At 59.3% G+C, this 25032-nt stretch carries 19 protein-coding genes and 1 pseudogene; 15 read left to right on the top strand and 5 right to left on the bottom strand.

Going from position 1 to position 25032, the window contains the following annotated elements; all coding sequences use genetic code 11:
* Positions 1-124: 124 nt before the first annotated feature.
* Complete coding sequence (gene pdxB, locus FQ192_RS22475) at positions 125-1267, top strand: 4-phosphoerythronate dehydrogenase PdxB (protein ID WP_149660510.1); 1143 nt, start codon at positions 125-127, stop codon at positions 1265-1267.
* Between the two features lie 124 nt (positions 1268-1391).
* Here the strand turns inward: pdxB and FQ192_RS22470 are convergent, their stop codons facing one another.
* The gene (locus FQ192_RS22470; RefSeq protein ID WP_149660509.1) at positions 1392-1571 is read right to left on the bottom strand and encodes a PA1571 family protein; all 180 of its coding nucleotides are present in this window, start codon (positions 1569-1571) and stop codon (positions 1392-1394) included.
* Positions 1572-1826: 255 nt separating this feature from the next.
* Here FQ192_RS22470 and FQ192_RS22465 point away from each other — a divergent pair, with 255 nt between their 5' ends.
* Positions 1827-3614, top strand: coding sequence for an ABC transporter transmembrane domain-containing protein (locus FQ192_RS22465; protein ID WP_178129196.1), 1788 nt, complete (start codon positions 1827-1829; stop codon positions 3612-3614).
* Between the two features lie 18 nt (positions 3615-3632).
* Positions 3633-4199 (top strand): annotated as a pseudogene (locus FQ192_RS22460) (Fic family protein); the annotation flags it as partial.
* 161 nt (positions 4200-4360) lie between these two features.
* Here the strand turns inward: FQ192_RS22460 and FQ192_RS22455 are convergent.
* On the bottom strand, positions 4361-6289 hold the full coding sequence (locus tag FQ192_RS22455; protein ID WP_149660507.1) for a transglycosylase SLT domain-containing protein: 1929 nt from the start codon (positions 6287-6289) through the stop codon (positions 4361-4363).
* A 213-nt stretch (positions 6290-6502) separates the two neighbouring features.
* Here FQ192_RS22455 and FQ192_RS22450 point away from each other — a divergent pair, with 213 nt between their 5' ends.
* A complete protein-coding gene (locus tag FQ192_RS22450; RefSeq protein ID WP_149660506.1) occupies positions 6503-8419 on the top strand; it encodes an ATP-binding cassette domain-containing protein in 1917 nt (638 codons plus the stop codon).
* A gap of 97 nt (positions 8420-8516) precedes the next feature.
* Here the strand turns inward: FQ192_RS22450 and FQ192_RS22445 are convergent, their stop codons facing one another.
* Positions 8517-8954 carry a universal stress protein gene (locus FQ192_RS22445; RefSeq protein ID WP_149660505.1) on the bottom strand — a complete coding sequence of 146 codons (438 nt, stop codon included), beginning with the start codon at positions 8952-8954 and terminating at the stop codon, positions 8517-8519.
* Between the two features lie 104 nt (positions 8955-9058).
* Here FQ192_RS22445 and FQ192_RS22440 point away from each other — a divergent pair, with 104 nt between their 5' ends.
* From FQ192_RS22440 to FQ192_RS22410, 7 genes are all read left to right on the top strand, one after another.
* Positions 9059-9496: a hypothetical protein gene (locus tag FQ192_RS22440; RefSeq protein ID WP_149660504.1), complete on the top strand. Its 438-nt coding sequence runs from the start codon at positions 9059-9061 to the stop codon at positions 9494-9496.
* A 540-nt stretch (positions 9497-10036) separates the two neighbouring features.
* Positions 10037-12184: a fatty acid oxidation complex subunit alpha FadB gene (gene fadB / locus FQ192_RS22435; protein ID WP_149660503.1), complete on the top strand. Its 2148-nt coding sequence runs from the start codon at positions 10037-10039 to the stop codon at positions 12182-12184.
* 32 nt (positions 12185-12216) lie between these two features.
* Positions 12217-13392, top strand: coding sequence for an acetyl-CoA C-acyltransferase FadA (gene fadA / locus FQ192_RS22430; protein WP_010456360.1), 1176 nt, complete (start codon positions 12217-12219; stop codon positions 13390-13392).
* A 99-nt stretch (positions 13393-13491) separates the two neighbouring features.
* Complete coding sequence (locus tag FQ192_RS22425; RefSeq protein WP_092270764.1) at positions 13492-13728, top strand: DUF1653 domain-containing protein; 237 nt, start codon at positions 13492-13494, stop codon at positions 13726-13728.
* A gap of 114 nt (positions 13729-13842) precedes the next feature.
* Positions 13843-16470: a type I DNA topoisomerase gene (gene topA, locus FQ192_RS22420; RefSeq protein WP_149660502.1), complete on the top strand. Its 2628-nt coding sequence runs from the start codon at positions 13843-13845 to the stop codon at positions 16468-16470.
* Between the two features lie 142 nt (positions 16471-16612).
* Positions 16613-17137 (top strand): DUF6586 family protein, encoded by a 525-nt coding sequence (locus FQ192_RS22415; RefSeq protein ID WP_149660501.1) that lies wholly within the window; start codon positions 16613-16615, stop codon positions 17135-17137.
* Between the two features lie 153 nt (positions 17138-17290).
* Positions 17291-17524 carry a hypothetical protein gene (locus FQ192_RS22410; RefSeq protein WP_123403749.1) on the top strand — a complete coding sequence of 78 codons (234 nt, stop codon included), beginning with the start codon at positions 17291-17293 and terminating at the stop codon, positions 17522-17524.
* A 93-nt stretch (positions 17525-17617) separates the two neighbouring features.
* Here the strand turns inward: FQ192_RS22410 and sulA are convergent, their stop codons facing one another.
* Both sulA and lexA read right to left on the bottom strand, forming a co-directional pair.
* The gene (gene sulA, locus FQ192_RS22405) at positions 17618-18091 is read right to left on the bottom strand and encodes an SOS-induced cell division inhibitor SulA (RefSeq protein WP_149660500.1); all 474 of its coding nucleotides are present in this window, start codon (positions 18089-18091) and stop codon (positions 17618-17620) included.
* Positions 18092-18101: 10 nt separating this feature from the next.
* Positions 18102-18710, bottom strand: coding sequence for a transcriptional repressor LexA (gene lexA, locus FQ192_RS22400; protein ID WP_092270751.1), 609 nt, complete (start codon positions 18708-18710; stop codon positions 18102-18104).
* A 229-nt stretch (positions 18711-18939) separates the two neighbouring features.
* Here lexA and FQ192_RS22395 point away from each other — a divergent pair, with 229 nt between their 5' ends.
* From FQ192_RS22395 to FQ192_RS22380, 4 genes are all read left to right on the top strand, one after another.
* Entirely contained in the window at positions 18940-19647 is a 708-nt protein-coding gene (locus FQ192_RS22395) for a TetR/AcrR family transcriptional regulator (protein ID WP_149660499.1), read from the top strand.
* A gap of 158 nt (positions 19648-19805) precedes the next feature.
* Positions 19806-20816 (top strand): beta-N-acetylhexosaminidase, encoded by a 1011-nt coding sequence (nagZ, locus tag FQ192_RS22390; RefSeq protein WP_149660498.1) that lies wholly within the window; start codon positions 19806-19808, stop codon positions 20814-20816.
* Between the two features lie 12 nt (positions 20817-20828).
* The gene (locus FQ192_RS22385; RefSeq protein ID WP_133836765.1) at positions 20829-21566 is read left to right on the top strand and encodes an S-methyl-5'-thioinosine phosphorylase; all 738 of its coding nucleotides are present in this window, start codon (positions 20829-20831) and stop codon (positions 21564-21566) included.
* A gap of 45 nt (positions 21567-21611) precedes the next feature.
* Positions 21612-24908 carry a DEAD/DEAH box helicase gene (locus FQ192_RS22380; RefSeq protein ID WP_149660497.1) on the top strand — a complete coding sequence of 1099 codons (3297 nt, stop codon included), beginning with the start codon at positions 21612-21614 and terminating at the stop codon, positions 24906-24908.
* The last annotated feature ends 124 nt before the right edge of the window (positions 24909-25032 follow it).

Genomic DNA, 25032 nt, shown 5'->3' with positions numbered 1-25032 from the left:
GGATTTGTAATCCGTTTCGACGTTTCGCCATACCTCGCCACACAGGCATGCGGCGATCCTGAATACTCGCTGGCCGATCCCACCTTCTGCGCCTAAACTGCCGATCCGCCAAAGGAGCCTCGCCATGCTGATTGTTGCCGATGAAAATATCCCGCTGCTTGATGCCTTCTTCGAAGGTTTCGGCGAAATTCGCCGGGTGCCGGGGCGTTCCATTGACCGTGCGACGGTTGAACAGGCCGATGTGCTGCTGGTGCGTTCGGTGACCAACGTCAACCGCGCCTTGCTCGAAGGCAGCAACGTGAAGTTTGTCGGCACGTGCACCATCGGCACCGATCACCTGGACCTGGATTACTTCCAGCAGGCCGGCATCACCTGGTCCAGCGCCCCCGGCTGCAATGCCCGGGGCGTGGTCGACTATGTGCTCGGCAGCCTGCTGACCCTCGCCGAAATCGAAGGCGCCGACCTGAATCAGCGCACCTACGGTGTCGTCGGTGCCGGTGAAGTGGGCGGGCGGTTGGTCAAGGTCTTGCAAGGCCTGGGCTGGAACGTGCTAGTCTGCGATCCGCCACGGCAAGCGGCGGAGGGCGGCGAATTTGTCAGCCTCGAACAGATCATCGAGCAGTGCGACGTCATCAGCCTGCACACCCCGTTGAAGAAGCACGGCGCGCAATCGACCTGGCACCTGTTCGACAAACCCCGGTTGAACCGACTCAAACCCGGCACCTGGCTGATCAACGCCAGCCGTGGGCCGGTGGTGGATAACGCCGCCCTGCGCCAGGTGTTGCTGCAACGTGAAGACCTGCAAGCGGTGCTGGACGTCTGGGAAGGCGAACCCGAGGTCGACGTGGCGCTGGCTGACCTCTGTGTGCTGGCGACCCCGCACATCGCCGGTTACAGCCTCGACGGCAAACAGCGCGGCACGGCGCAGATCTATCAGGCGTATTGCGATTTTCTTGGTCAGCCAGCCCAGGTCAGCCTCAGCGATTTACTGCCGGCGCCGTGGTTGTCCCACGTGACCTTGCACGCGGACAGTGACCCGGCCTGGGCGCTGGCAATGGTGTGCCGCGGCGTGTACGACCCGCGCCGCGACGATGCCGATTTTCGCCGCAGCCTTGTCGGTAATGTGAACGAGCAGCGCGCGGCGTTCGATGCGCTGCGCAAGCATTATCCGGCGCGCCGGGAGATTGATGGGTTGCAGGTGCGGATTGAAGGGGATTCGCCGGTGTTGCGCCAGATCGTGGCGGCGTTGGGCGCGACGGCTGTCTAGGGACCGCATTGGCCCTTTCGCGGGCAAGCCTCGCTCCTGCAGCGAAGGCCGCGCCGCAATCTCCTGACGAACACCCATAAAAAACCCGGCCAACCTGGGCCGGGTCAAGAAGACGGTGGCTATATCACTTTTGTTCGGCAGGCTTGACCAATCGCTGTTCCAGTTCACGGCACGCGTCCTGGATCATGTCTTCAGTGATCGGAACTTCGCGCCCATCCTTATCGATAATCGAGCAACCCAGAGACTGGTCGGGCTGTGTGCGGATCACTTGAATCTTGTCTTCGCTGCTGTTTTGCAAGGACATGGCCTGTCTCCTCATCAGGTTGTGTGCTTACTCTGAATCCGCCATGTGACCGGGCTGTGACAACTCCCTGCGATCTTCCGGACGGCAATACCAGTCCATCAGAAATGCTTGAACCTTGCCACCCGGACATTAGACCAATAGCGTCTAGCCGCTAGTCTTGGCGAGCATAATTAACCTGACTCATTGTGATTTACAGAGTTCCACCCCATTGAGTGTGTAGGCTGGCCCTATCCATCGCTTGGGCTGCGAACCTGGATGAACCCGATGCTCTCTTCCCGTCACCGCCGTGCCCTGCGCCTGACCCGTCATTTTCTTGCGCCGTATCGCTGGCCGGCGCTGGGTGCCTTGCTCGCGTTGATCGTCACGGCAGGCATTACCTTGTCCATGGGGCAGGGTATTCGCCTGTTGGTGGATCAGGGCTTCATGACGCAGTCGGCACACCTGCTTAACCAGACGATTGGCTTGTTCATGTTGCTGGTGCTCGGTCTGGCCGTCGGCACTTTCGCGCGTTTTTATCTGGTGTCGTGGATCGGCGAGCGGGTTGTCGCGGATATTCGCCGGCAGGTGTTCAATCATCTGGTTTACCTGCATCCGGGGTTCTATGAAGACAATCGCAGCTCCGAGATCCAATCGCGCCTGACGGCCGACACCACGCTGTTGCAATCGGTGATTGGCTCGTCGCTGTCGCTGTTTTTGCGCAATCTGCTGATGGTGATCGGCGGGATCGTGCTGCTGTTTATCACCAATCCCAAGCTCACCAGCATTGTGGTGATTGCCTTGCCCTTGGTGGTCGCACCGATCCTGATCTTCGGTCGCCGGGTACGCAGCCTGTCACGCCTGAGCCAGGACCGGATTGCCGACATCGGCAGCTACGTCGCCGAAACTCTCGGCCAGATCAAAACCGTGCAGGCCTATAACCATCAAGTCCAAGACGAGCGACGTTTCGCGGTGACCGTAGAAGAGGCGTTCAACACCGCGCGCAAGCGCATCTTCCAGCGGGCCTGGCTGATAACCCTGGTGATCGTGCTGGTGCTCGGGGCGGTCGGGGTGATGTTGTGGGTAGGCGGCATGGACGTAATTGCCGGGCGGATTTCTGCGGGTGAACTGGCGGCATTTGTCTTCTACAGCCTGATCGTCGGTAGCGCTTTCGGCACCTTGAGCGAAGTGATCGGCGAGTTGCAGCGCGCGGCCGGTGCGGCGGAGCGGATAGCCGAATTGTTGCGCTCGGAAAACATCATCCAGCCGCCGACCACGGGATTGGTGACCTTGCCCGAGCGGGTCAAGGGCAATCTGGAATTGCAGGGTGTGCGCTTTTCCTACCCGTCGCGTCCCGAAAGCTTTGCTGTCGATGGCTTGAATCTGACGATCAACGCGGGGGAAACCCTGGCGCTGGTCGGGCCATCCGGCGCGGGCAAGTCCACCGTGTATGACTTGCTGCTGCGGTTTTATGATCCTGCCGACGGGCGCATCCTGCTCGACGGTGTGCCGCTGACTCAGCTCGATCCGCTGGACTTGCGCCGCTGCTTCGCCCTGGTCTCGCAAACCCCGGCGCTGTTCTTCGGCAGCATCGAAGAAAACATCCGCTACGGCAATCCCACCGCGACCTTGGCCCAGGTCCAGGAAGCCGCCAAAATCGCCTACGCCCACGACTTTATCGAACAAATGCCCGACGGCTACCAGACCCACCTCGGCGACGGCGGCCTCGGTCTGTCCGGCGGCCAGCGCCAACGCCTGGCCATCGCCCGGGCGTTGCTGGTGGACGCGCCGATCCTGCTGCTGGACGAAGCCACCAGCGCCCTCGACGCCCAAAGCGAACACCTGATCCAGCAAGCCCTGCCCAGCCTGATGAAAAACCGCACCACCCTGGTCATCGCCCACCGCCTGGCCACGGTGAAAAACGCGGATCGGATTGCGGTGATGGACCAAGGGAAACTGGTGGCAGTGGGCACGCACCAGGAACTGGTGGCGAGTAACGCGTTGTATGCGCGGCTGGCGGCGTTGCAGTTCAACGACGGCAAGGCCGAATTCGATCTTCACGCGTAGGCGCTGTGTAGGCGCGACTCTGACTGGCATCCGCTGATCATCAGCTGTGTGTTTCATTACGAATTCGAATTTATCCATCCCTTTGCCGATGGCAATGGACGGATGGGGCGGCTCTGGCAGACTTTGATCCTCAGTCAGTGGCGACCCGTGTTGGCGTATTTGCCGGTTGAAGCGGTGATTCGTGAGCAGCAGGATGCCTATTACGCTGCGCTGTCGGCGGCCGACCAGATGGCCGAGTCGACGCCTTTTGTTGAATTCATGCTCCAGGCATTGAGTCTCGCGCTCGCCGAAGCAGCGCGGAGCGAACCGATGACCGACCAAGTAACCGACCAAGTAACCGACCAAGTAACCGACCATGTAGCAAAATTGCTTCGGGTGCTCCATGACGGCAGCTCACTCAAGGTCAATGAGTTGATGGCAGAGGTCGGACTGGCTCACAAGGCGACCTTTCGAGCTAACTACCTCAAGCCCGCATTAGCCGCCGGTTTGATCGAAATGACTGATCCCGACTCACCTAAGAGTCCAGCTCAACGGTACCGCCTGACCAAAACCGGCAAGACGTTCGTACGAGCAGGATCGGCGTAGGCGCGGTGTAGGAGCTGTCGAGTGAAACGAGGCTGCGATCTTTTGATCTTCGCTTCTAACGCGCTATAAAAATGCCCGCATCAATCGATGCGGGCATTTTTTTTAGGAGCAGATCAAAAGATCGCAGCCTTCGGCAGCTCCTGCGTGACCGGCATTACCGGTCACTGATCATCAAAATACCGCTCATGCCAATCCACCAGCGGTTGCGGCGAATTCAGCTTCTGGCCGTAGATCACCGAGTACGACAGCACGTTTTGCACGTACTGGCGGGTTTCGTCGAACGGGATGCTTTCCACCCACACGTCGAAGCTCAGGTGATCAGCGCCACGCAGCCACTGGCGCACGCGGCCGGGGCCGGCGTTGTAGGCGGCGGAGGCGAGGACGCGGTTGCCGTTGAACTGGCTGTGGACCTGACTCAGGTAGGCGGCGCCGAGTTGGATGTTCTTGTCCGGGTCGAGCACTTGCTGCGGCGAAGCCAGGGGGATGCTGAACTTGCGCGCGGTTTCCTTGGCGGTGCCGGGCATCAGTTGCATCAGGCCGCTGGCGCCGACGCCGGAACGGGCGTCGTCCATGAAGGCACTTTCCTGGCGAGTGATGGCGAACACCCAGCTCGAATGCAGGCCACGGACCTTGGCTTCACGCACCAGGGTTTCGCGGTGGGCCATCGGGAAGCGGATGTCCAGGTCGTCCCAGTACTGCGCCTGGCTGATGGTGCGGATCGCCGGGAAGTACCATTTCAGGTCATAGGCCAGCTTGGCCTGGGCGACCATCTCGTCACGGTTGAAATGACGGCTGACGTGGTACCACTCGCGACGACCGTCGACGATCTGCCCACGGGCGTGGAATTCCAGGGCGCGACGTATGCCGGGGGTGTTGCGCACCTTGTTGATGATCGCTTGGCTGAGCACCAGCGGCTTGTTCATCAGCGAGTAGGGCAATTGCGAACGGTCGGCGGCGAGGAAACCGTAGAAATCACGTTCGCGGGCGAGGCCTTTGTAAAGCGTCTGCGCTTCCGGGTTCTGCGGTTGCGCCAGTTCCAGGCTGCGGGCCTGCCAGTAGCGCCAGCGGTTGGTGATGGCCAGGTCCTGCGGCAAACGACGGGTCAACTGATAGGCGTCGTCCCAACGGGCCAGACGCAAGAGCAGGCGCAGGCGCCATTCCGACACGGTGTTGTCGCGCAGTTCCGGGTCGTACTTGGTCATCACGTCCAGCGCGCGGGGGTCGAAACGCCGGGCGAGGGTCAGGCCGATTTCCCGGGCAATGGCGACTTTTTCATCGCGGGAGAAGTGCATGCTACTGGCGTAACCGTCGAGCAGGTCCATGGCCTTGTCCGGGTCCTGCTTGGCCAGGCGACGCAAGCCGAGGCTGACGATGTCGGACATCGGTTCATCGGCCGGGCTGAATCGCGACGGCTGATTGAGCAGTTCGGGTTTCTGCGCCACATCCACCAACAAGCGACCGCGCGGGGCGAGGGTGGTCAGGCCGCTCACCAGGCTGTTGGCCAGCGGGTAATTGCGTGCCTGAGCTGCCAGTTTGGTGCGTTCCCAGCGTTTCTGTTCGGTCAATTGACCTTCGGCGGCCCAGATCCCGAACAAGCCATCACAGGCCGCGGGTTGGGATTTGCCGGTCAGCCAGAGTTTGTCGGCATTGGCGTAACCGACAGCTTTCTGGTTATGCCCGATCTGATACTGCGCATTCAGGCAGTCCAGTTCGGTGAAGTTGAGCTTGGGGTCGTAATACTTGACGAAGGTCGCCCAGTCACCGCGATCCGCCAGCCAGCGCAACCAGCGTAGCTTCATCCAGTTGGCCTGGGGCAGGTCCCCGTGTTCGGCGAGGAATTTCTCGATTTCGGCATTGCTCGCGGTTTTCAGGCGCGCGGTCAGTTCGTCATACGCGAGGTATGGTTCCAGCGGATAATCGCTGAGTGCCTGGCTATAGCGAAAATAAGGCTCGGAATCGCCTTTGGCCAAGGCACGCTTGGCTTCATCGTAATACTGGCGTTGGGTGGACAGGTCGACCGCCTGGACTGATTGAGCGGCAGTGGCAGAAAGAAGAAAACACGATAAAAGACTGAAAAGGCGACTGCGCATGAGACATCCGGGCAGAAAAATCATGACAAGTGCTGACAGGGCCGGCACTGAATAATCTGTAGCTTAGCCTTTTGCCAGCAATGGGCGAAAGCTTTGCCGGCCTGTCGGTGCAAGATCGCAACAATTGTCATGCAGAGTGCTACACAGGTGAAATTGCCGGCCTTCTGAAGCCTCAAGTCAGGTAGAATGCGCGCCCGGTTTTTGGAGAAGCTCATGACCCTGCTCAAATTCAGCGATGTGTCCCTTGCTTTCGGCTCTACGCCGTTGTTGGACAAGGTGTCCTGGCAGATCGCCCGTGGTGAGCGGGTGTGCATCATCGGCCGCAACGGCACTGGCAAGTCCAGCATGATGAAGCTCGTCAAGGGCGACCAGAAGCCCGATGACGGCTCTGTTTGGCGTTCACCTGGCCTCAAGATTGGCGAATTGCCGCAAGAACTGCCGGTAGCCGACGAGCGGACCGTGTTCGACGTGGTGGCTGAAGGCCTGGACGGTGTCGGCGAGCTGCTTGCGCAGTATCACCACCTGAGCCAGAACATCGTCACCGACGCCGACCTGGACAAACTGATGCACGTCCAGCACGACCTCGAAGCCCGCGACGGCTGGCGTTTGCAGCAATTGGTCGACAGCACCTTGAGCCGTCTGCAATTGCCCGCCGACAAAACCCTCGCCGAATTGTCCGGCGGCTGGCGTCGCCGCGTCCTGCTGGCCCAGGCCCTGGTTTCCGAGCCGGACCTGCTGCTGCTCGACGAACCGACCAACCACCTGGACATCGGTGCGATCGCGTGGCTCGAAGAAGCGCTGAAGGATTTCCAGGGCGCCGTGCTGTTCATCACGCACGACCGTTCCTTCCTGCAGAACCTCGCCACCCGCATCCTCGAACTGGATCGCGGCGGCCTGATCGACTGGAACGGCGACTACGCCAGTTTCCTCGTGCACAAAGAAGCCTCGCTGGCCGCTGAAGACACCGCCAACGCGCTGTTCGACAAGAAACTGGCCCAGGAAGAAGTCTGGATCCGCCAGGGCATCAAGGCGCGCCGCACCCGTAACGAAGGCCGCGTCCGCGCCCTGAAAGCCCTGCGCAACGAGCGCAGCGAGCGTCGTGAGCGCACCGGCAAGGCCAACATTCAGCTCGATACCGCTGACAAGTCCGGCAAGCAGGTGATGGTCCTCGAGAACGTGAGTTTCGCTCACCCGGGCGGCCCGTTCCTGATCAAGGACTTCTCGATGGTCCTGCAGCGCGGCGACCGTATCGGTCTGCTGGGCGCCAACGGTACCGGCAAGACCACTTTGCTGAAACTGATGCTCAACGGTCTGCAGCCCACCAGCGGCACCGTGGAAGAGGGCACGCGCATCGACGTGGCCTACTTCGACCAGTTGCGCCATCAGCTGGACCTGGAAAAGACCGTGATCGACAACGTGGCCGAAGGTCGCGACTTCATCGATATCGATGGTCAGAGCCGTCACGTGCTGAGCTACCTCGGCGACTTCCTGTTCAGCCCGCAGCGTGCCCGCACGCCGGTCAAGGCGCTGTCCGGTGGTGAGCGTGCCCGTCTGTTGCTGGCGAAACTGTTCAGCAAACCGGCGAACCTGCTGGTCCTCGACGAACCGACCAACGACCTCGACGTGGAAACACTCGAACTGCTGGAAGAGGTCTTGCTGACCTTCAACGGCACCGTGCTGATGGTCAGCCACGACCGGGCATTCCTCGACAACGTGGTCACCAGCACCCTGGTCTTCGAAGGTGAAGGCAAGGTTCGCGAATACGTCGGTGGTTATCAGGACTGGCTGCGTCAGGGCGGCTCGCCGCGCCTGCTGGGCGTGACCGAGAGCAAGTCCGGCAAGGCCGACCTGACCTCCGCGGTCGTTACCGCCGAAGCTGCACCTGTTGCTGCGGTGGAAGCGCCGGTGGCGAAGAAGAAACTCAGCTACAAGTTGCAGCGTGAGCTGGAAATGTTGCCGGGCCAGATCGAAGCCATGGAGCAGCAGATTGCGACGGTTGAAGCACAGATGGCCGACGCCGGTTTCTACCTGCGTCCGGCTGCCGAGAGCGCGGCAGTGATTGCTCAGCTTGAGCAATTGCAGGCTGAACTCGAGGTGATGGTCGAGCGTTGGGCCGAGCTGGATGCCTGATTGATCCTGCGGCAATAAAAAAGCCCGACCTCGGTTACTCGAGTGTCGGGCTTTTTGTAGGAGCTGCCTTCGGCAGCTCCAACAGGGGCAACGGGTTTCAGCTTTTGATCAGGCGTACGGCGAGTACATCACACGGCGCACCGTGCAGCACGTCGTTAGCGGTGGAGCCCAGTAGCAGCGCCAGGCCATGTCGGCCGTGGCTGCCGACCACGATCAGGTCGCAGGTCTGTTCCTTGGCCAGGTGATGAATTTCCTGGCGCGGCTGGCCGTAAGTCAGGTGGCTGTATTCCTTCGTGAGTTCCGGGTATTTCACGATCAACCGGTCAAGTCGCTCCTTGGCCTGGTCGAACTGCTGTTGTTGCAGTTGTGACAGGTCCATCGGCACGTCGCCGCCAAAGGCCATGGCCATCGGCTCGACAATGTGCACCAGGGACAGCTTCGCGCCATTGCTCACCGACAGTTCGCGGGCGCGGTGGATAACAGGATCGCACTCTTCGGTTAGATCTACAGCGACCAGAATATGGTTGTAGGGCATGAGGTGCTCCTCCTGAGGATTGCAATATTGGTAAGTATGGCTGGTTTCAAGCGCAATGGTTCCAAAGTGACCCAAAGCGCTCATCAAGAATCGGGAGTACAGATATGACGGTCTGGATAGTGGTGTCAATCCTGCTGGTGGTCTTGAGTCCGCTGGCATGGTTGCGACCGTCCCGCCACCAGAGCGGCCGCATGGCCTTGCGCATGGAGGCACGGCGTATCGGGCTGGCCATGCAGCTGGCGCCCCAGGAGTGGCCGCACTGGCTGAGCCAGGAGCCGCCGAGCCCGTGCGCGCAGTACCATCGACCGCGCCGGGGTAATCAGCCGAAGTGCTGGAGTTATTGGCAAAAGTCGCCGGGCGTGTGGGTCAATCAGTGGCAGGAGGTCTGTGAGGATCCGGCGTTGCTGATTCATTTCGAAAAATTGCCAGACAACGTCTACAAGATCGAAGCGGACAAGCAGATGATCACGTTGTACTGGGGCGAGAAGGGCGAAGCGACGGTTTTGCAGCAAATTGACGGGGTGCTGAAAGCACTCGCATGACTTGCGGAAATTTCGTGCTGCAATGGCGCGAAACGCCCGACAGACAGGCAATAAAAAGCCCGACATCATCATCGGGCTGGAGTTGGCCAGGCAGGCCGGAAATTCTTTGTGGCGCAGATCTTACGCTGGGCATTCGCCAAAAGCGTTCAAATTTTTTCTTCATGCCCCCGCCAGCGTAGCTGCTTAAACAGAGGTTGCCGTGAATTAGGGCGACTTTTCTAACTATTGATTCTATGAATGGCCTCACATGCACCTGCGTGTTGTGAGCCTTCGTCTTACGGAAATGACTGCAAAGTCGCGTTTCAACCAGCATTTTGGGCGATTGACAATTGCCGGAAATTCCGTGAAGGTGGCGTACCCAAATCAAACGGGCGTATGAATTGAGCGTTTGTCTTACAGGACGCTCCTACAGAATCCCGACTATCGCGTTGGCGGGTGTGCCGGGTGGATTGGCGTTAGCATCGACGAAAAGCGTCCTGCCGAGCCATTCGCCTGCGTCCGACGTGTACTGTTCAGCTTCCATATCGTGGAGATCAGTTGATGATTTACGAAGGTAAAGCCATCACGGTTAAGGCTCTTGAAAGTGGCATCGTCGAACTGAAGTTCGATCTCAAGGGTGAGTCCGTCAACAAGTTCAACCGTCTAACCCTGAACGAATTGCGTCAGGCCGTAGACACCATCAAGGCAGATGCTTCGATCAAGGGTGTGATCGTCAGCAGTGGCAAGGACGTGTTCATCGTCGGCGCCGACATCACCGAATTTGTCGAGAACTTCAAGCTGCCTGATGCAGAGCTTGTCGCTGGCAACCTCGAAGCCAACAAGATTTTCAGCGATTTCGAAGACCTCAACGTCCCGACTGTCGCCGCGATCAACGGCATCGCCCTGGGCGGCGGTCTGGAAATGTGCCTGGCGGCGGACTACCGCGTCATGTCCACCAAGGCCAAGATCGGTCTGCCAGAAGTCAAACTGGGCATCTACCCGGGCTTCGGCGGCACCGTGCGCCTGCCGCGCCTCATCGGTGCCGACAACGCCATCGAGTGGATTGCCTCCGGCAAGGAAAACCGTCCTGAAGACGCGCTGAAAGTTGGCGCAGTCGATGCGGTGGTTGCTCCTGAGAAACTGCAGGAAGCCGCTCTGGAACTGATCAAGCGCGCCATCTCCGGCGAGTTTGACTACAAGGCCAAGCGCCAGCCGAAGCTTGAAAAGCTGAAGTTGAACGCCATTGAACAAATGATGGCTTTCGAAACCGCCAAAGGTTTCGTGGCCGGTCAGGCTGGCCCGAACTACCCGGCGCCGGTTGAAGCGATCAAGACCATCCAGAAAGCGGCGAACTTCGGTCGCGACAAAGCGCTGGAAGTCGAAGCCAACGGTTTCGTCAAACTGGCCAAGACCTCTGCCGCGCAGAGCTTGATCGGTCTGTTCCTGAACGATCAGGAACTGAAGAAAAAGGCCAAGGCCTACGACGAAATCGCCAAAGACGTGAAGCAGGCTGCCGTATTGGGCGCCGGCATCATGGGTGGCGGTATCGCTTATCAGTCGGCCTCCAAAGGCACGCCGATCCTGATGAAAGACATCAACGAGCACGGCATTGAGCAGGGCCTGGCTGAAGCCGCCAAGCTGCTGGTCGGTCGCGTTGATAAAGGTCGCATGACCGCGGCGAAAATGGCTGAAGTGCTCAATGGCATTCGTCCGACTCTGTCTTACGGTGACTTCGGTCACGTGGATCTGGTGGTCGAAGCTGTCGTCGAGAACCCGAAGGTCAAGCAAGCCGTATTGGCCGAAGTCGAAGACAAGGTCAAAGAGGACACCATCCTCGCGTCCAACACCTCGACCATTTCCATCACCTTGCTGGCCAAAGCCCTCAAGCGCCCGGAAAACTTCGTCGGCATGCACTTCTTCAACCCGGTGCACATGATGCCGCTGGTTGAAGTGATCCGTGGCGAGAAGTCCAGCGAGCTGGCTGTTGCCACCACCGTTGCCTACGCCAAGAAAATGGGCAAGAACCCGATTGTCGTCAACGACTGCCCGGGCTTCCTGGTCAACCGCGTGCTGTTCCCGTACTTCGGCGGTTTCGCCAAACTGGTCAGCGCCGGTGTGGACTTCGTCCGTATCGACAAGGTCATGGAAAAATTCGGCTGGCCTATGGGCCCGGCATACCTGATGGACGTGGTCGGCATCGACACCGGGCACCACGGTCGTGACGTGATGGCTGAAGGTTTCCCGGATCGCATGAAAGACGATCGCCGCTCGGCCATCGACGTGCTCTACGAAGCCAAGCGCCTGGGCCAGAAGAACGGCAAGGGTTTCTACGCTTACGAAACCGACAAGAAGGGCAAGCAGAAGAAAGTCGCCGACCCGTCGGTACTGGAAGTGCTCAAGCCGATCGTCTACGAGCAGCGCGAAGTCACTGACGAAGACATCATCAACTGGATGATGATCCCGCTGTGCCTGGAAACCGTGCGTTGCCTGGAAGACGGCATTGTCGAAACCGCCGCCGAAGCCGACATGGGTCTGGTCTACGGTATTGGTTTCCCTCCATTCCGTGGCGGTGCGCTGCGCTACATCGATTCGCTCGGTGTTGCAGAGTTCGTTGCCCTGGCTGACCAGTACGCCGATTTGGGCGCGCTGTACCACCCGACCGCGAAGCTGCGTGAAATGGCCAAGACTGGCCAACGGTTCTTCGGTTAAGCGTCCCAACTTTTGAGCGAGAGTGAAATTTTATGAGCTTGAATCCAAGAGACGTCGTGATTGTCGACTTCGGTCGTACTCCGATGGGCCGCTCCAAGGGCGGCATGCACCGCAACACCCGCGCCGAAGACATGTCGGCGCACCTGATCAGCAAATTGCTGGAACGCAACGTCAAGGTTGACCCGAACGAAGTCGAAGACGTGATCTGGGGCTGCGTGAACCAGACTTTGGAGCAGGGCTGGAACATCGCCCGCATGGCGTCCCTGATGACGCAGATCCCGCACACTGCCGCCGGCCAGACCGTCAGTCGTCTGTGTGGTTCGTCGATGAGCGCGCTGCACACCGCTGCGCAAGCGATCATGACCGGCAACGGTGACGTGTTCGTCGTCGGCGGCGTCGAGCACATGGGCCACGTGAGCATGATGCACGGTGTCGATCCGAACCCGCACATGTCCCTGTACGCGGCGAAAGCCTCGGGCATGATGGGCCTGACCGCTGAAATGCTGGGCAAAATGCACGGCATCACTCGCGAACAACAGGACGCTTTCGGCGTGCGCTCCCACCAGCTCGCCCACAAGGCGACCCTGGAAGGCAAGTTCAAAGACGAAATCATCCCGATGCAGGGCTATGACGAGAACGGTTTCCTGAAACTGTTCGACTACGATGAAACCATTCGTCCGGAAACCACCCTGGAAAGCCTGGCGGCTCTCAAGCCTGCTTTCAATCCAAAGGGCGGCACCGTGACTGCCGGTACTTCGTCGCAGATTACCGATGGTGCTTCGTGCATGATCGTGATGTCGGCGCAGCGTGCCCAGGACCTGGGTATCCAGCCTCTGGCCGTGATTCGTTCGATGGCAGTGGCAGGTGTGGATCCGGCAATCATGGGCTATGGTCCAGTTCCGGCAACACAGAAAGCACTGAAGCGCGCGGGTCTGGGGATCAACGATATCGACTTCTTCGAGCTCAACGAAGCTTTCGCCGCACAGGCCCTGCCCGTGCTGAAAGATCTGAAAGTGCTCGACAAGATGAACGAGAAGGTTAACCTGCACGGCGGCGCAATCGCCTTGGGTCACCCATTCGGTTGCTCCGGTGCACGTATCTCCGGCACTTTGCTCAACGTGATGAAGCAAAATGGCGGCACCTTTGGGGTAGCCACCATGTGCATTGGTCTCGGCCAAGGCATCTCCACCGTCTTCGAACGCGTTTAAGCGTCTCGTTGATGGAAGCCGGGGCCAAGTGCCCCGGTTTTTGTTTTTCTGAATTTATTTTTGTTTTTATTTTGAAAAGATTTGAGAGAGGGCCAAACCATGCCGATACAACCTGGGCTCTACCAACATTACAAAGGTCCGCAGTACCGTGTATTTAATGTTGCGCGGCATTCCGAGACCGAAGAAGAAGTGGTCTTCTACCAAGCCCTGTATGGCGATTACGGCTTTTGGGTACGTCCCTTGAGCATGTTCCTGGAGTCGGTCGAGGTTGACGGCGAACAGGTCCCACGCTTTGCTTTGGTGCAAGCCGAACCGAGCCTTTTTTCCAAGCCATAAGCTGAGTGCGCGCTGAACCCTGCGCTTGACCTCACCTTGTAGCCACTATATATAGCGGTGCCGCGTCAGGCGCCAACCGCCTTTCACTTCTAGAATTCAGGAATTTTCTGATCCATGGGCAAATCGCTGGTCATTGTGGAATCCCCGGCTAAGGCCAAGACCATCAACAAGTATCTGGGTAACCAATACGTGGTGAAGTCGAGTATCGGCCATATCCGAGACCTGCCCACCAGCGGTTCGGCTAGCGCCAGCAAAGAGCCAGCCGCCAAGCGCAGCAAGGCCGCCGCGGGTGAAGGTCCGGTGCTCACGCCGAAAGAGAAGGCGCGCAAGCAGCTCGTCTCGCGCATGGGTGTCGATCCCGATCATGGCTGGAAAGCCAAGTACGAGATCCTCCCGGGCAAAGAGAAGGTCATCGAAGAGCTGCGCCGGCTCGCCAAAGATGCTGACACCATCTATCTCGCAACCGACTTGGATCGCGAGGGGGAAGCCATTGCCTGGCACCTGCGCGAAGCCATCGGTGGTGACGACAGCCGCTACAAGCGCGTGGTGTTCAACGAAATCACCAAGAAGGCGATTCAGGAAGCCTTCTCCAAGCCGGGCGAACTGGACATAGACCGTGTCAACGCCCAGCAGGCGCGTCGTTTCCTCGATCGCGTGGTGGGTTACATGGTTTCGCCGCTGCTGTGGGCCAAGGTCGCTCGCGGCCTGTCCGCCGGTCGCGTGCAGTCGGTTGCGGTAAAACTGGTGGTCGAGCGTGAGCGTGAGATCCGCGCGTTCAACCCGGAAGAGTACTGGGAAGTCCACGCTGACCTCGGCACCGCCAAGGGCGCTACCGTGCGCTTCGACGTGGCCCGCGAGAAAGGCGAAGCCTTCAAGCCGCTTAACGAAACCCAGGCCATGGCCGCGCTGGAGAAGCTCAAGTCTTCCAGCTACAGCATCGTCAAGCGTGAAGACAAACCGACCAGCAGCAAGCCGTCGGCACCGTTCATCACCTCCACCCTGCAGCAGGCCGCGAGTAACCGCCTGGGCTTCGGGGTGAAGAAAACCATGATGATGGCCCAGCGTTTGTACGAAGCGGGCTACATCACGTATATGCGTACCGACTCCACCAACCTCTCGGTGGATGCGGTGGCGATGGCGCGTACTTATATTGAAGGCGAGTTCGGTAAGAAGTACCTGCCGGAAAACCCGAACGTCTACAGCAGCAAGGAAGGCGCACAAGAGGCTCACGAAGCGATTCGTCCCTCCGACGCCAATACCGAGCCAAGCAAACTGTCGGGCATGGAGCGTGATGCTGAGCGTCTGTACGAGCTGATCTGGCGCCAGTTCCTCGCTTGCCAGATGTTGCCTGCGCAATACCTGTCGACTACCGTGACCGTCGGTGCCGGCGATTTCGAGTTGCGTGCCAAAGGCCGCATCCTGAAGTTCGACGGCTACACCCGCGTTATGCCGCAAATTGCCAAGCCTGGCGATGACGATGTGCTGCCGGACATGGCCCAGGGCGACGCGATGAAGCTGATCAAGCTTGATCCGACCCAGCACTTCACCAAGCCGCCGGCCCGTTACTCGGAAGCGAGCCTGGTCAAGGAAATGGAAAAACGCGGCATCGGTCGTCCTTCGACCTACGCAGCGATCATTTCGACCATCCAGGATCGTGGCTACGTAGCGCTGCACAACCGTCGTTTCTACTCGGAAAAGATGGGCGATATCGTTACCGAGCGCTTGGCCGAGAGCTTCTCCAATCTCATGGACTACGGCTTTACCGCCGGCATGGAAGAGAACCTCGATGACGTGGCCCAGGGCGAACGCGACTGGAAAAACGTGCTCGACGAGTTCTACGGCGACTTCAAGAAGAAACTCGAAGTAGCTGAAAGCGCGGAAGGCGGCATGCGTGCCAACCAGCCGGTGATGACGGATATTCCGTGCGTGGTGTGCGGTCGTCCGATGCAGATTCGTACCGCATCCACTGGCGTGTTCCTCGGTTGCTCGGGCTACAGCCTGCCGCCGAAAGAACGCTGCAAGGCCACTGTCAATCTGGTGCCGGGCGACGAAATCGCCGCGGACGACGAGGGTGAATCGGAATCCCTGGTGCTGCGTGGCAAGCACCGTTGCCCGATCTGCAGCACGGCGATGGACGCTTACCTGCTGGATGAGAAGCGCAAGCTGCACATCTGCGGTAACAACCCGGACTGCGACGGCTACGAAATCGAAGAAGGCAGCTATCGCATCAAAGGCTACGAAGGTCCGAGCCTGGAATGCGACAAGTGCGGCAGCGAGATGCAGCTCAAGACCGGCCGTTTCGGCAAGTTCTTCGGCTGCACCAACGCGACATGTAAAAACACCCGCAAACTGCTGAAAAGCGGTGACGCGGCGCCGCCGAAGATGGATCCGGTGAAGATGCCTGAGCTGAAATGCGAAAAGGTCAACGACACCTACATACTGCGCGATGGGGCTTCCGGTCTGTTCCTGGCGGCGAGCCAGTTCCCGAAAAACCGCGAGACTCGTGCTCCGCTGGTGATCGAGATTGTGCCGCACAAAGACGAGATCGATCCGAAGTACCACTTCCTCTGTGAGGCGCCGAAGAAAGATCCGGATGGTCGTCCAGCCGTGATTCGCTACAGCCGCAAGACCAAGGAGCAATACGTGCAGACCGAAGTCGAAGGCAAGCCAACAGGCTGGAAAGCTTTCTACGACGGTGGCAAATGGACGGTTGAAGACAAGCGGACCCCCGCGAAGGCTTAAAACGTCGCTGCACTGAAAAGGCCGCCTGACAATCCTCGGATTTTCAGGCGGCCTTTTTGTTTTGGGCTTGCGGTCGGATCGGCTGATCCACGACACTGTCGAGTCTGTGTGACGCAATTATTTCGCTGTGGAGGCTGCCGTCATGGCCCACGAACTCTATACCCGTACCAATCAGAAGATTTATTTTGCCGGCCTGTCGCTCGAAGCGCTTGCCAGGGCCGAAGAGGGGCGGGCGATGAATTCCCTGGCACTGATTCAGGCCGGGCGCGAATCGGCGCTGTTTCACCTTTACGGTGCGCTGCTGGGGTTGTGCCATGAAATAGCCGGTTTCTATCGCTTGCCCCAGGCCAATGCGCCGCGGGCAGAGATGTTGCTGACCCGCGAGGTGCTGGAAGCCATCGCGATTCCGGAAATGGCCGAGCTGGTGGAGTTGGCGGGTAATTCCGAAACCTGGCTGGCCAAACTGCTGGCCGCTCACGCAGCCCTGTTTCAGCCACCACGGGTGCCGCACAAGCCGAAAGGCGACGTGACGCAGCCGTTGATCATGGCGGTGAACCTGGATGAAGAGGAAGCGCCTCAAGAGCTGAGCCGCGAAGAGCTGGAGAGTTGGCGGCAGAACCTCAAAGGGCTGGCGCTTCGCTTTCGTGAAGGGTTGAATGAGTGCTAAGGAATTGATCGATTTTGATGGATGACCCATTGGGTTGGCCGTTCAGCATTAAGTACTAATAGATATTTCTTCGCGATGACTTCTGGTCAAGATCCCGAGCGAAGCCTGGCCGATGCCTATATAATCCCCGCCTTTCGTGGAGAACAGACCTTTATGCCAACGTCCTTTCTAGAAATTGTCGAGTTACCAGACGGCCGAATCGAGCTGCGCAGGGCTGAGGACGAGGGTTCTCTGGTTACTTTGGATTTCTCCGAGGATGCCAAGGCGTTCCTGCAAGGCAATCACGTGGAAGTCGCCAAGGCGATGTTGAGCGTTGGTGTGCAGATGGCGGGACGCTTGGTAGAAGGCGAATTCAATAAAGATGAGGAACCGCGGATCCTGCATTGATCCCGTCCGTCGGTTTCTGCTGATTCCGCTATAGATCGGCTTCTCTATCCCTGGAGAAGCCAAGCCCTTTTCAGGGTGCAAATTGTTTATCAGTTATCCCAATCTAATATTCAGGCTTTGAGCGTCCCCGGTGCGGGCGGCGCTGATCAGCTGTTGCCGCGAAGTGGCAGTCAGCGGGTTGAGCCAGCTGACGACCGTGTGACTGCGGCCCAGTCGCAAGGCTTCGCAGGTCAGCTGTTGAGCGCTCTGGGTGCCGCGCGGTTGCAGGAGCAGGATGCGTTCGCGGTTGAGGCCGGCGTCTCGCAACCAGGTCTGGGTCAGGCTGGCGGGCGGGGCGATCAGCGTCAGCCAGCGTGCGTCCTGGTCCTGGCTCAATTCCCGGAGAATCGGCGCCAGAAGGTTCAGGCAGCTCCCTGCTGCACCACGCAGTGATAGCTCGCTGAAGACTTCGGGCTCGGCGCTCCAGGGCGACTCGACCACATCTTTCAGGATCGGCGCCAGCGGTTGCACCATGAACGCCTCGAACAACGGCAGTTGGGCTTGCTGTGGTGTATGTGGGAACTGCATAAAGCCTCCTTTAGCGGCGAATCACGCCGACACTCAAGCCTTCGATCACCAGTTCCTGATCTTTCAGGTTGACTTCAATGGGGGCGAACTCAGGGTTTTCGGCAATCAGCCAGACTTTGCTGCCATCGCGCTTGAAGCGCTTGACGGTCACTTCATCGCCAATCCGTGCCACCACGATCTGGCCGTTGCGGGCTTCACGGGTGGTGTGGACGGCGAGCAGGTCACCGTCGAAAATGCCCACGTCCTTCATGCTCATGCCATGCACCCGCAACAGATAGTCGGCACGCGGATGGAAGAACGTCGGATTGATGTTGCAGGACTCTTCGATGTGTTGCTGGGCGAGGATGGGTGCACCAGCCGCTACGCGACCGATGATCGGCAGGGTGGACTCGTCGGCCTTGGCTTCGAAACCGGGAATACGGATACCGCGAGAGGCGCCAGGCGTCATCTCGATCGCACCTTTGCGGGCTAATGCCTTGAGGTGTTCTTCCGCCGCGTTTGGCGATTTGAAACCCAGTTCCTGAGCGATTTCCGCGCGGGTCGGCGGGTAGCCGTTGTCGTCGAGGCAACGTTTGATGAAGGCCAGAATCTCTGCTTGGCGTGGCGTCAGCTTTAGCATATTGATCGCTCTGTCTTTTTATACAGTGACTGGGATTATATACAGTGAAAGCTTCTTGGCAATGCCCCTTTTTTAGCGCGCCGCTGGACGGTCAGTCAGCTCGCTGATTAACGACGCCGGGTTGTATGGTTAAATAGCTGACCGACCATTCCCAAAACGAACCGGCAGGCTTGACAATGCACAGGCTGAAACGTATGTTTCAAACAAGTGTTTGTCAGGCGGAGTAGCCATGTCCCAGTCGGAAACCGTTGAACGCATTCTCGATGCTGCCGAGCAGTTGTTCGCGGAAAAAGGTTTCGCCGAAACCTCGTTGCGTCTGATCACCAGCAAGGCAGGGGTCAACCTGGCGGCGGTGAATTATCATTTCGGCTCCAAGAAGGCATTGATCCAGGCGGTGTTCTCGCGCTTCCTCGGTCCGTTCTGCACCAGCCTCGATAAGGAGCTGGAGCGGCGACAGGCCAAGCCGGAAAACAAGCCGACGCTGGAAGACCTGCTGGAAATCCTCGTCGAGCAGGCCCTGGTGGTACAGCCACGTAGCGGCAACGATCTCTCCATATTCATGCGGTTGCTGGGCCTGGCCTTCAGTCAGAGCCAGGGCCACTTGCGTCGTTATCTGGAAGACATGTACGGCAAGGTTTTCCGTCGCTACATGATGCTGGTCAACGAGGCCGCACCGCGTATTCCGCCGATCGAACTGTTCTGGCGCGTGCACTTCATGCTCGGCGCTGCAGCGTTCAGCATGTCGGGGATCAAGGCCCTGCGGGCGATTGCCGAGACCGATTTCGGCGTCAACACGTCCATCGAGCAGGTGATGCGCCTGATGGTGCCGTTCCTCGCTGCTGGCATGCGTGCCGAAACGGGCGTCACTGACACGGCCATGGCCACCGCACAGTTGCGTCCGCGCAGCAAGTCGGCCCCGGTTGCCGCCAAGGTTTAACCGCACACGGGTGGGCGCGGCAGCTGACATCCGCTAAGCTAGCCGCCCATGCCGACTCTCGTTTTGAACCCGTTTCCCATTGATATCGCCGACCTGCCGGGCACAGCCCTCGGTGGCGACATCGTGCGAGCCGGGTTTTTCGTTTTCAAGGAATCCTTATGACTGCTGGCCTCCAAGGCTCGTTGATGGTGGACGTCGCCGGTACCTGGCTGACGGCCGAAGATCGCCAATTGTTGCGCCAGCCTGAAGTGGGCGGCCTGATCATTTTCGCTCGCAATATCGAGCACCCACGCCAGGTGCGCGAACTGAGCGCCGCGATCCGTGCCATTCGTCCTGATCTGCTGTTGGCGGTAGACCAGGAGGGCGGTCGGGTCCAGCGCTTGCGTCAGGGCTTCGTGCGACTGCCGGCCATGCGGGCCATTGCCGACAACCCGAATGCCGAATACCTGGCCGAACAATGCGGCTGGATCATGGCCACCGAAGTCCTCGCTGTTGGTCTCGACCTGAGCTTCGCCCCGGTATTGGATCTGGATTACCAGCGCAGCGCTGTGGTCGGTACCCGCTCCTTCGAAGGCGACCCCGAGCGCGCAGCGTTGCTCGCCGGAGCCTTCATCCGCGGCATGAACAGCGCCGGCATGGCCGCCACCGGCAAGCATTTCCCGGGTCATGGTTGGGCCGAGGCGGATTCCCACGTCGCCATTCCCAACGATGAACGCAGTCTCGACGAGATCCGCGCCAATGATTTGGTGCCGTTCGCTCGACTGAGCAAGCAACTGGCCGCCGTCATGCCAGCCCACGTCATTTATCCACAGGTCGACTCGCAACCGGCCGGTTTCTCCCGGCGCTGGTTGCAGGACATCCTGCGTGGTGAGTTGCAGTTCGACGGCGTGATCTTCAGCGATGATTTGTCCATGGCCGGCGCCCATGTGGTCGGCGATGCCGCCAGTCGCATCGAAGCCGCGCTGACCGCCGGTTGCGATATGGGCCTGGTGTGCAACGATCGTGCGGCTGCCGAGCTGGCCCTGACCGCTGCCCAGCGCATGAAGGTCAAGCCATCGCCACGTATCGCGCGGATGCGCGGCCAGTCGTTTGCCGGTACCGAATATCGTCAAGACCCGCGCTGGCTCGTTGCTGTCGGCGCGCTCAAAGACGCTCAACTGATTGGATAAGGACTTTTCGTTATGACGATCTACGCGATTATCGGCGGCACCGGCCTGACTCAACTCGAAGGCCTGAGCATTCGTCAGTCACTGGCGGTAGACACGCCTTACGGTCCGCCATCGTCCGAGGTGCATATCGGTGAATATGCGGGCAAGGAAGTGCTGTTTCTCGCGCGCCACGGTCACCCGCATCGTTTGCCGCCGCATCAGGTGAATTACCGCGCCAACCTCTGGGCGCTGAAACAGGCCGGGGCCGAAGCGATTCTTGCGGTCAATGCCGTGGGTGGGATTCATGCCGCCATGGGCACTGGACATTTCTGCGTGCCCCACCAGTTGATCGACTACACCAGCGGTCGCGAACACACCTATTTCGCCGGAGACCTGGAACAGGTCACTCACATCGATTTCAGCTATCCGTACAGCGAGCCGCTGCGTCAGCAGTTGATTGCTGCATTGGCAGCGGAAGGTGTGGGCTACAGCAGTCATGGCGTATACGCCTGCACCCAAGGCCCACGCCTGGAAACCGTCGCTGAAATCGCCCGGCTGGAACGTGACGGCTGCGACATCGTCGGCATGACCGGCATGCCCGAAGCGGCGCTGGCCCGTGAGCTGGAACTGGATTACGCCTGCCTCGCGCTGGTGGTCAACCCGGCGGCGGGCAAGTCCACGGCGGTGATCACCATGGCCGAGATCGAACAGGCGTTGCATGACGGGATGGGCAAAGTGAAGTCGACGTTGGCGCGGGTGCTTGAAGGTTAAATTGTGCGCTACCGTCACTAATTCAATTTAAAAAGCATTGAATGTATGTCTGCAATCATTGAGCAAATTCAACAGCTGTCATGGGCGGAAGAGTTCAGTCATCGTGCTCTGGATAAGGCGCGCAAATACGCACAGGAGGATCGGGTAAAAATTCTCGAACTTGATGATGTGTTCGTTCGTGCGAACTGCCGGGGCTCCCGAGGTTACGTCTACGAACAGCACATCGAACTGGTCGAAGATGCAGATGGTGATTTTGAGCTGGATTGCACCTGCTCATGCCCCGTACTGACTGATTGCAAACACTGCGCAACCGTTATCTATCACCTGCAGGAACTGCCTGTCGCCGCGACTGACGGTGCGGTTTCCGTTCACTTGAATCGCGAGCTGGAGCGCTGGCTCGACGGTATCCCTTCTGCAAGTAATCCCTCTGACGAGTCGACGCAGGTCACTGGCGCGCGCCTGTTCTACAAACTCAGGGCGACGCCTGTCGCCGGGAAATGGACGCTGGAAATCTTCAAGGCCCGTCAGCTCAAGGACGGCCATTTGCAAGACATCAAGTCAGTGTATTCACTCTCGGATACGCTGATTCGCCAACCCGGTTATCTGACCGAACTCGACCTTCGAATCGCCAGGCTTTTGGTGGCGGTTCACTCCCACCACGCCTATTACTCCGGTTATCCCCTGGAAGGCAGCAGCGGTGCAGAACTGATCGAGATGCTGTTGCGCACCTCGCGCCTTTTCCTCGATCTCGACCAGCCCCAGCCCCTGACACCAGGAATGAGGAGGACGGGCCAATTCGTCTGGGCCGAGCAAGCAAACGGCAGTTTCCGCCCGCAATGGGGTAGCGATGAAGCCCCGGTGGAAACGATCCTGGCCCTGGAGCCTTTGTACTATATGGATCGCGAGCGGCTGCAGGTCGGGCCTTTGTTCAGCGAGATGGATGAGAAGCTGGCGTGTCATTTGTCGTTGGCGCCCGATATTCCGGCGCGTCAGGCAATGCAGTTCAGCCATCGGCTGAGCGCCGCGACGCGCGGCGCGCCGGCACCCCATGCGCTGACGGAGCGGGTCATCGACGGCATTCTTCCTCAGGCTCACCTGACGCTCGCCAGTGCCAGGCGTTACGTGCGCTGGCAGCATGAGGCAGAGCACCGTGCGGCATTGGTCTTTACCTACAACGGCCATCCGACGTCGGACCGGAACCCGGAGGTGTTGATCCTTTCCGGGACTGAAACCCAGCGTATCCAACGCAATCCCGTCGCTGAAAAAGCCTTGCGCCAAGCCTTGCAAAAACACGGTTTCAAAAAAGCCACGCGCAAAAGCAGCCTCGACCGTCCGGGTGAAATGTTCACGCTGCCGGATGACACCGCCTGGCTTGCCTTTGCGCAGGACGGGGTTCCGGCGCTGAGGGAGAGGAATTGGCTGATCGATATCAGCGACAACTTCCACTTCAACGTGCAGCCTGTGGAAGAGTGGTATGCGGAGGTTGAGGAAGAGGCGGGGCACCAGTGGTTTGACCTGCAACTGGGGATCGTCGTTAACGGCGAGCGGCATAGCCTGTTACCGATTTTGCTGCATTTACTGCGCAGTCAGCCGCGACTGATGGAACCTGCAAGTCTGGCCCAGCGCAACGATGACGAACTGTTGCTGATTGGACTGGGTGACGGGCGTTTCGGTGCCCAGCCCCATGACAAAGTCGCATTGCCCTATGGCCGGATCAAACCTCTGATGGCCACCCTTGGCGAGTTGTACCTGGGGGGGCACGAGGGCGACTCGTTGCGTTTGAGTGCGCCGGACGCCGCGCGCCTCAGTGCGCTGGAAGGCGTTCCACTGGTCTGGCAGGGCGGCGAGCGACTGCGCAGTTTTGCCAAACGCTTGCGTGAGTCGACGCACGTTCAGGTCGAAGCGCCCGAGGGCCTGAAGGCGACACTGCGACCGTATCAGCTTGAAGGCCTGAACTGGATGCAAACCCTTCGCGAACTGGAAGTGGGCGGCATCCTCGGCGACGACATGGGGCTGGGGAAAACCCTGCAAACCCTGGCTCACCTGCTGACGGAAAAACTGGCCGGGCGCCTTGATCGTCCAGCCCTGGCCGTGATGCCCACCAGCCTGATTCCCAACTGGCTCGACGAGTCCCTGCGCTTTACCCCGCAATTAAAAGTGCTGGCACTGCATGGCGCCGCCCGGCAAAAAGACTTTACCAACCTTGCTGAATACGACCTGGTGTTGACTACCTATGCGCTGCTGCCTCGGGACCTGGAGATTTTGCAGTCGCAGGCCTGGAGCGTGCTGATTCTCGACGAAGCGCAGAACATCAAAAACCCGCTCAGCAAAGCCGCTCAAGCCGCCCGTGATCTACAGGCTCGCCAGCGATTGTGTCTGTCCGGTACGCCGCTGGAAAACCACCTCGGCGAGTTGTGGTCGCAGTTCCACTTTCTGTTGCCCGGCTGGCTTGGGGACAGCAAAACCTTCAACCGCGATTACCGTACGCCGATCGAGAAGCACGGCAACAGCGAGCGTATGCAGCACCTGACCGCCCGGATAAAACCTTTCTTGCTCCGGCGCAAGAAAGACCAGGTGGCGACTGAACTGCCGCCGAAAACCGAGATTGTGCATTGGGTTGATCTCAGCGACGGGCAACGGGATGTGTATGAAACCGTGCGCGTGGCGATGGACAAGAAGGTCCGCGACGAAATCGCGCGCAGTGGCGTGGGGCGCAGTCAAATCATCATCCTCGACGCGTTGCTCAAGCTGCGTCAGGTCTGCTGCGATCTGCGTCTGATCAAGACGCCGCTCACCGCCAAAGCCTTGCGTTCGGGCAGTGGCAAACTGGTCAGTCTGATGGAGATGCTGGAAGAACTGCTCAGTGAAGGGCGCAAGATTCTGCTGTTTTCACAGTTCACCTCGATGCTGGCCCTGATTGAGGAGGAGTTGCAGCAGCGTGGCCTCGGCTATTCGATACTGACCGGCGAAACCACGGATCGGCGCACGCCGGTCAAGAACTTCCAGAGCGGTAACGTGCCATTGTTTTTGATCAGTCTGAAAGCTGGCGGCACCGGCCTGAACCTGACGGCGGCGGACACGGTGATCCATTTCGATCCCTGGTGGAACCCGGCAGTAGAAAATCAGGCGACCGACCGTGCCTATAGGATCGGGCAAAACAAACCGGTGTTCGTCTACAAGCTGATTGCCCGGGGTACGGTGGAAGAAAAAATCCAGGCGTTGCAGCAGGAGAAAGCCGTGCTGGCCGAAGCGGTGCTTGAAGGTGGGGCGTCGGGTGGGTTGAAGCTTGAGCCGAGTGATATCGAGGCGTTGTTTGCGCCGTTGCCCACTCTCAAGGCCTGATAGCGGGTTTCTTCAGTACTGGCCTCTTCGCGGGCAAGCCTCGCTCGGGTTTTGTGTCGTTCGCGGCATAGAGCCTGTAGGAGCAAGGCTTGCCCGCGATGGCGATCTACCTGACGCCACAGAC

This window comes from Pseudomonas sp. ANT_J12 (genome assembly GCF_008370045.1).
Classification (GTDB): Bacteria; Pseudomonadota; Gammaproteobacteria; order Pseudomonadales; family Pseudomonadaceae; genus Aquipseudomonas.
This window is presented reverse-complemented; position numbering and strand designations above follow the sequence as displayed.

Bases quoted from the DNA above. Each gene is read 5' to 3' on its own strand.
- pdxB (WP_149660510.1), top strand. From the start codon at position 125: ATGCTGATTGTTGCCGATGAAAATATCCCGCTGCTTGATGCCTTCTTC.
- FQ192_RS22470 (WP_149660509.1), bottom strand. From the start codon at position 1,571: ATGTCCTTGCAAAACAGCAGCGAAGACAAGATTCAAGTGATCCGCACA.
- FQ192_RS22465 (WP_178129196.1), top strand. From the start codon at position 1,827: ATGAACCCGATGCTCTCTTCCCGTCACCGCCGTGCCCTGCGCCTGACC.
- FQ192_RS22455 (WP_149660507.1), bottom strand. From the start codon at position 6,289: ATGCGCAGTCGCCTTTTCAGTCTTTTATCGTGTTTTCTTCTTTCTGCC.
- FQ192_RS22450 (WP_149660506.1), top strand. From the start codon at position 6,503: ATGACCCTGCTCAAATTCAGCGATGTGTCCCTTGCTTTCGGCTCTACG.
- FQ192_RS22445 (WP_149660505.1), bottom strand. From the start codon at position 8,954: ATGCCCTACAACCATATTCTGGTCGCTGTAGATCTAACCGAAGAGTGC.
- FQ192_RS22440 (WP_149660504.1), top strand. From the start codon at position 9,059: ATGACGGTCTGGATAGTGGTGTCAATCCTGCTGGTGGTCTTGAGTCCG.
- fadB (WP_149660503.1), top strand. From the start codon at position 10,037: ATGATTTACGAAGGTAAAGCCATCACGGTTAAGGCTCTTGAAAGTGGC.
- fadA (WP_010456360.1), top strand. From the start codon at position 12,217: ATGAGCTTGAATCCAAGAGACGTCGTGATTGTCGACTTCGGTCGTACT.
- FQ192_RS22425 (WP_092270764.1), top strand. From the start codon at position 13,492: ATGCCGATACAACCTGGGCTCTACCAACATTACAAAGGTCCGCAGTAC.
- topA (WP_149660502.1), top strand. From the start codon at position 13,843: ATGGGCAAATCGCTGGTCATTGTGGAATCCCCGGCTAAGGCCAAGACC.
- FQ192_RS22415 (WP_149660501.1), top strand. From the start codon at position 16,613: ATGGCCCACGAACTCTATACCCGTACCAATCAGAAGATTTATTTTGCC.
- FQ192_RS22410 (WP_123403749.1), top strand. From the start codon at position 17,291: ATGCCAACGTCCTTTCTAGAAATTGTCGAGTTACCAGACGGCCGAATC.
- sulA (WP_149660500.1), bottom strand. From the start codon at position 18,091: ATGCAGTTCCCACATACACCACAGCAAGCCCAACTGCCGTTGTTCGAG.
- lexA (WP_092270751.1), bottom strand. From the start codon at position 18,710: ATGCTAAAGCTGACGCCACGCCAAGCAGAGATTCTGGCCTTCATCAAA.
- FQ192_RS22395 (WP_149660499.1), top strand. From the start codon at position 18,940: ATGTCCCAGTCGGAAACCGTTGAACGCATTCTCGATGCTGCCGAGCAG.
- nagZ (WP_149660498.1), top strand. From the start codon at position 19,806: ATGACTGCTGGCCTCCAAGGCTCGTTGATGGTGGACGTCGCCGGTACC.
- FQ192_RS22385 (WP_133836765.1), top strand. From the start codon at position 20,829: ATGACGATCTACGCGATTATCGGCGGCACCGGCCTGACTCAACTCGAA.
- FQ192_RS22380 (WP_149660497.1), top strand. From the start codon at position 21,612: ATGTCTGCAATCATTGAGCAAATTCAACAGCTGTCATGGGCGGAAGAG.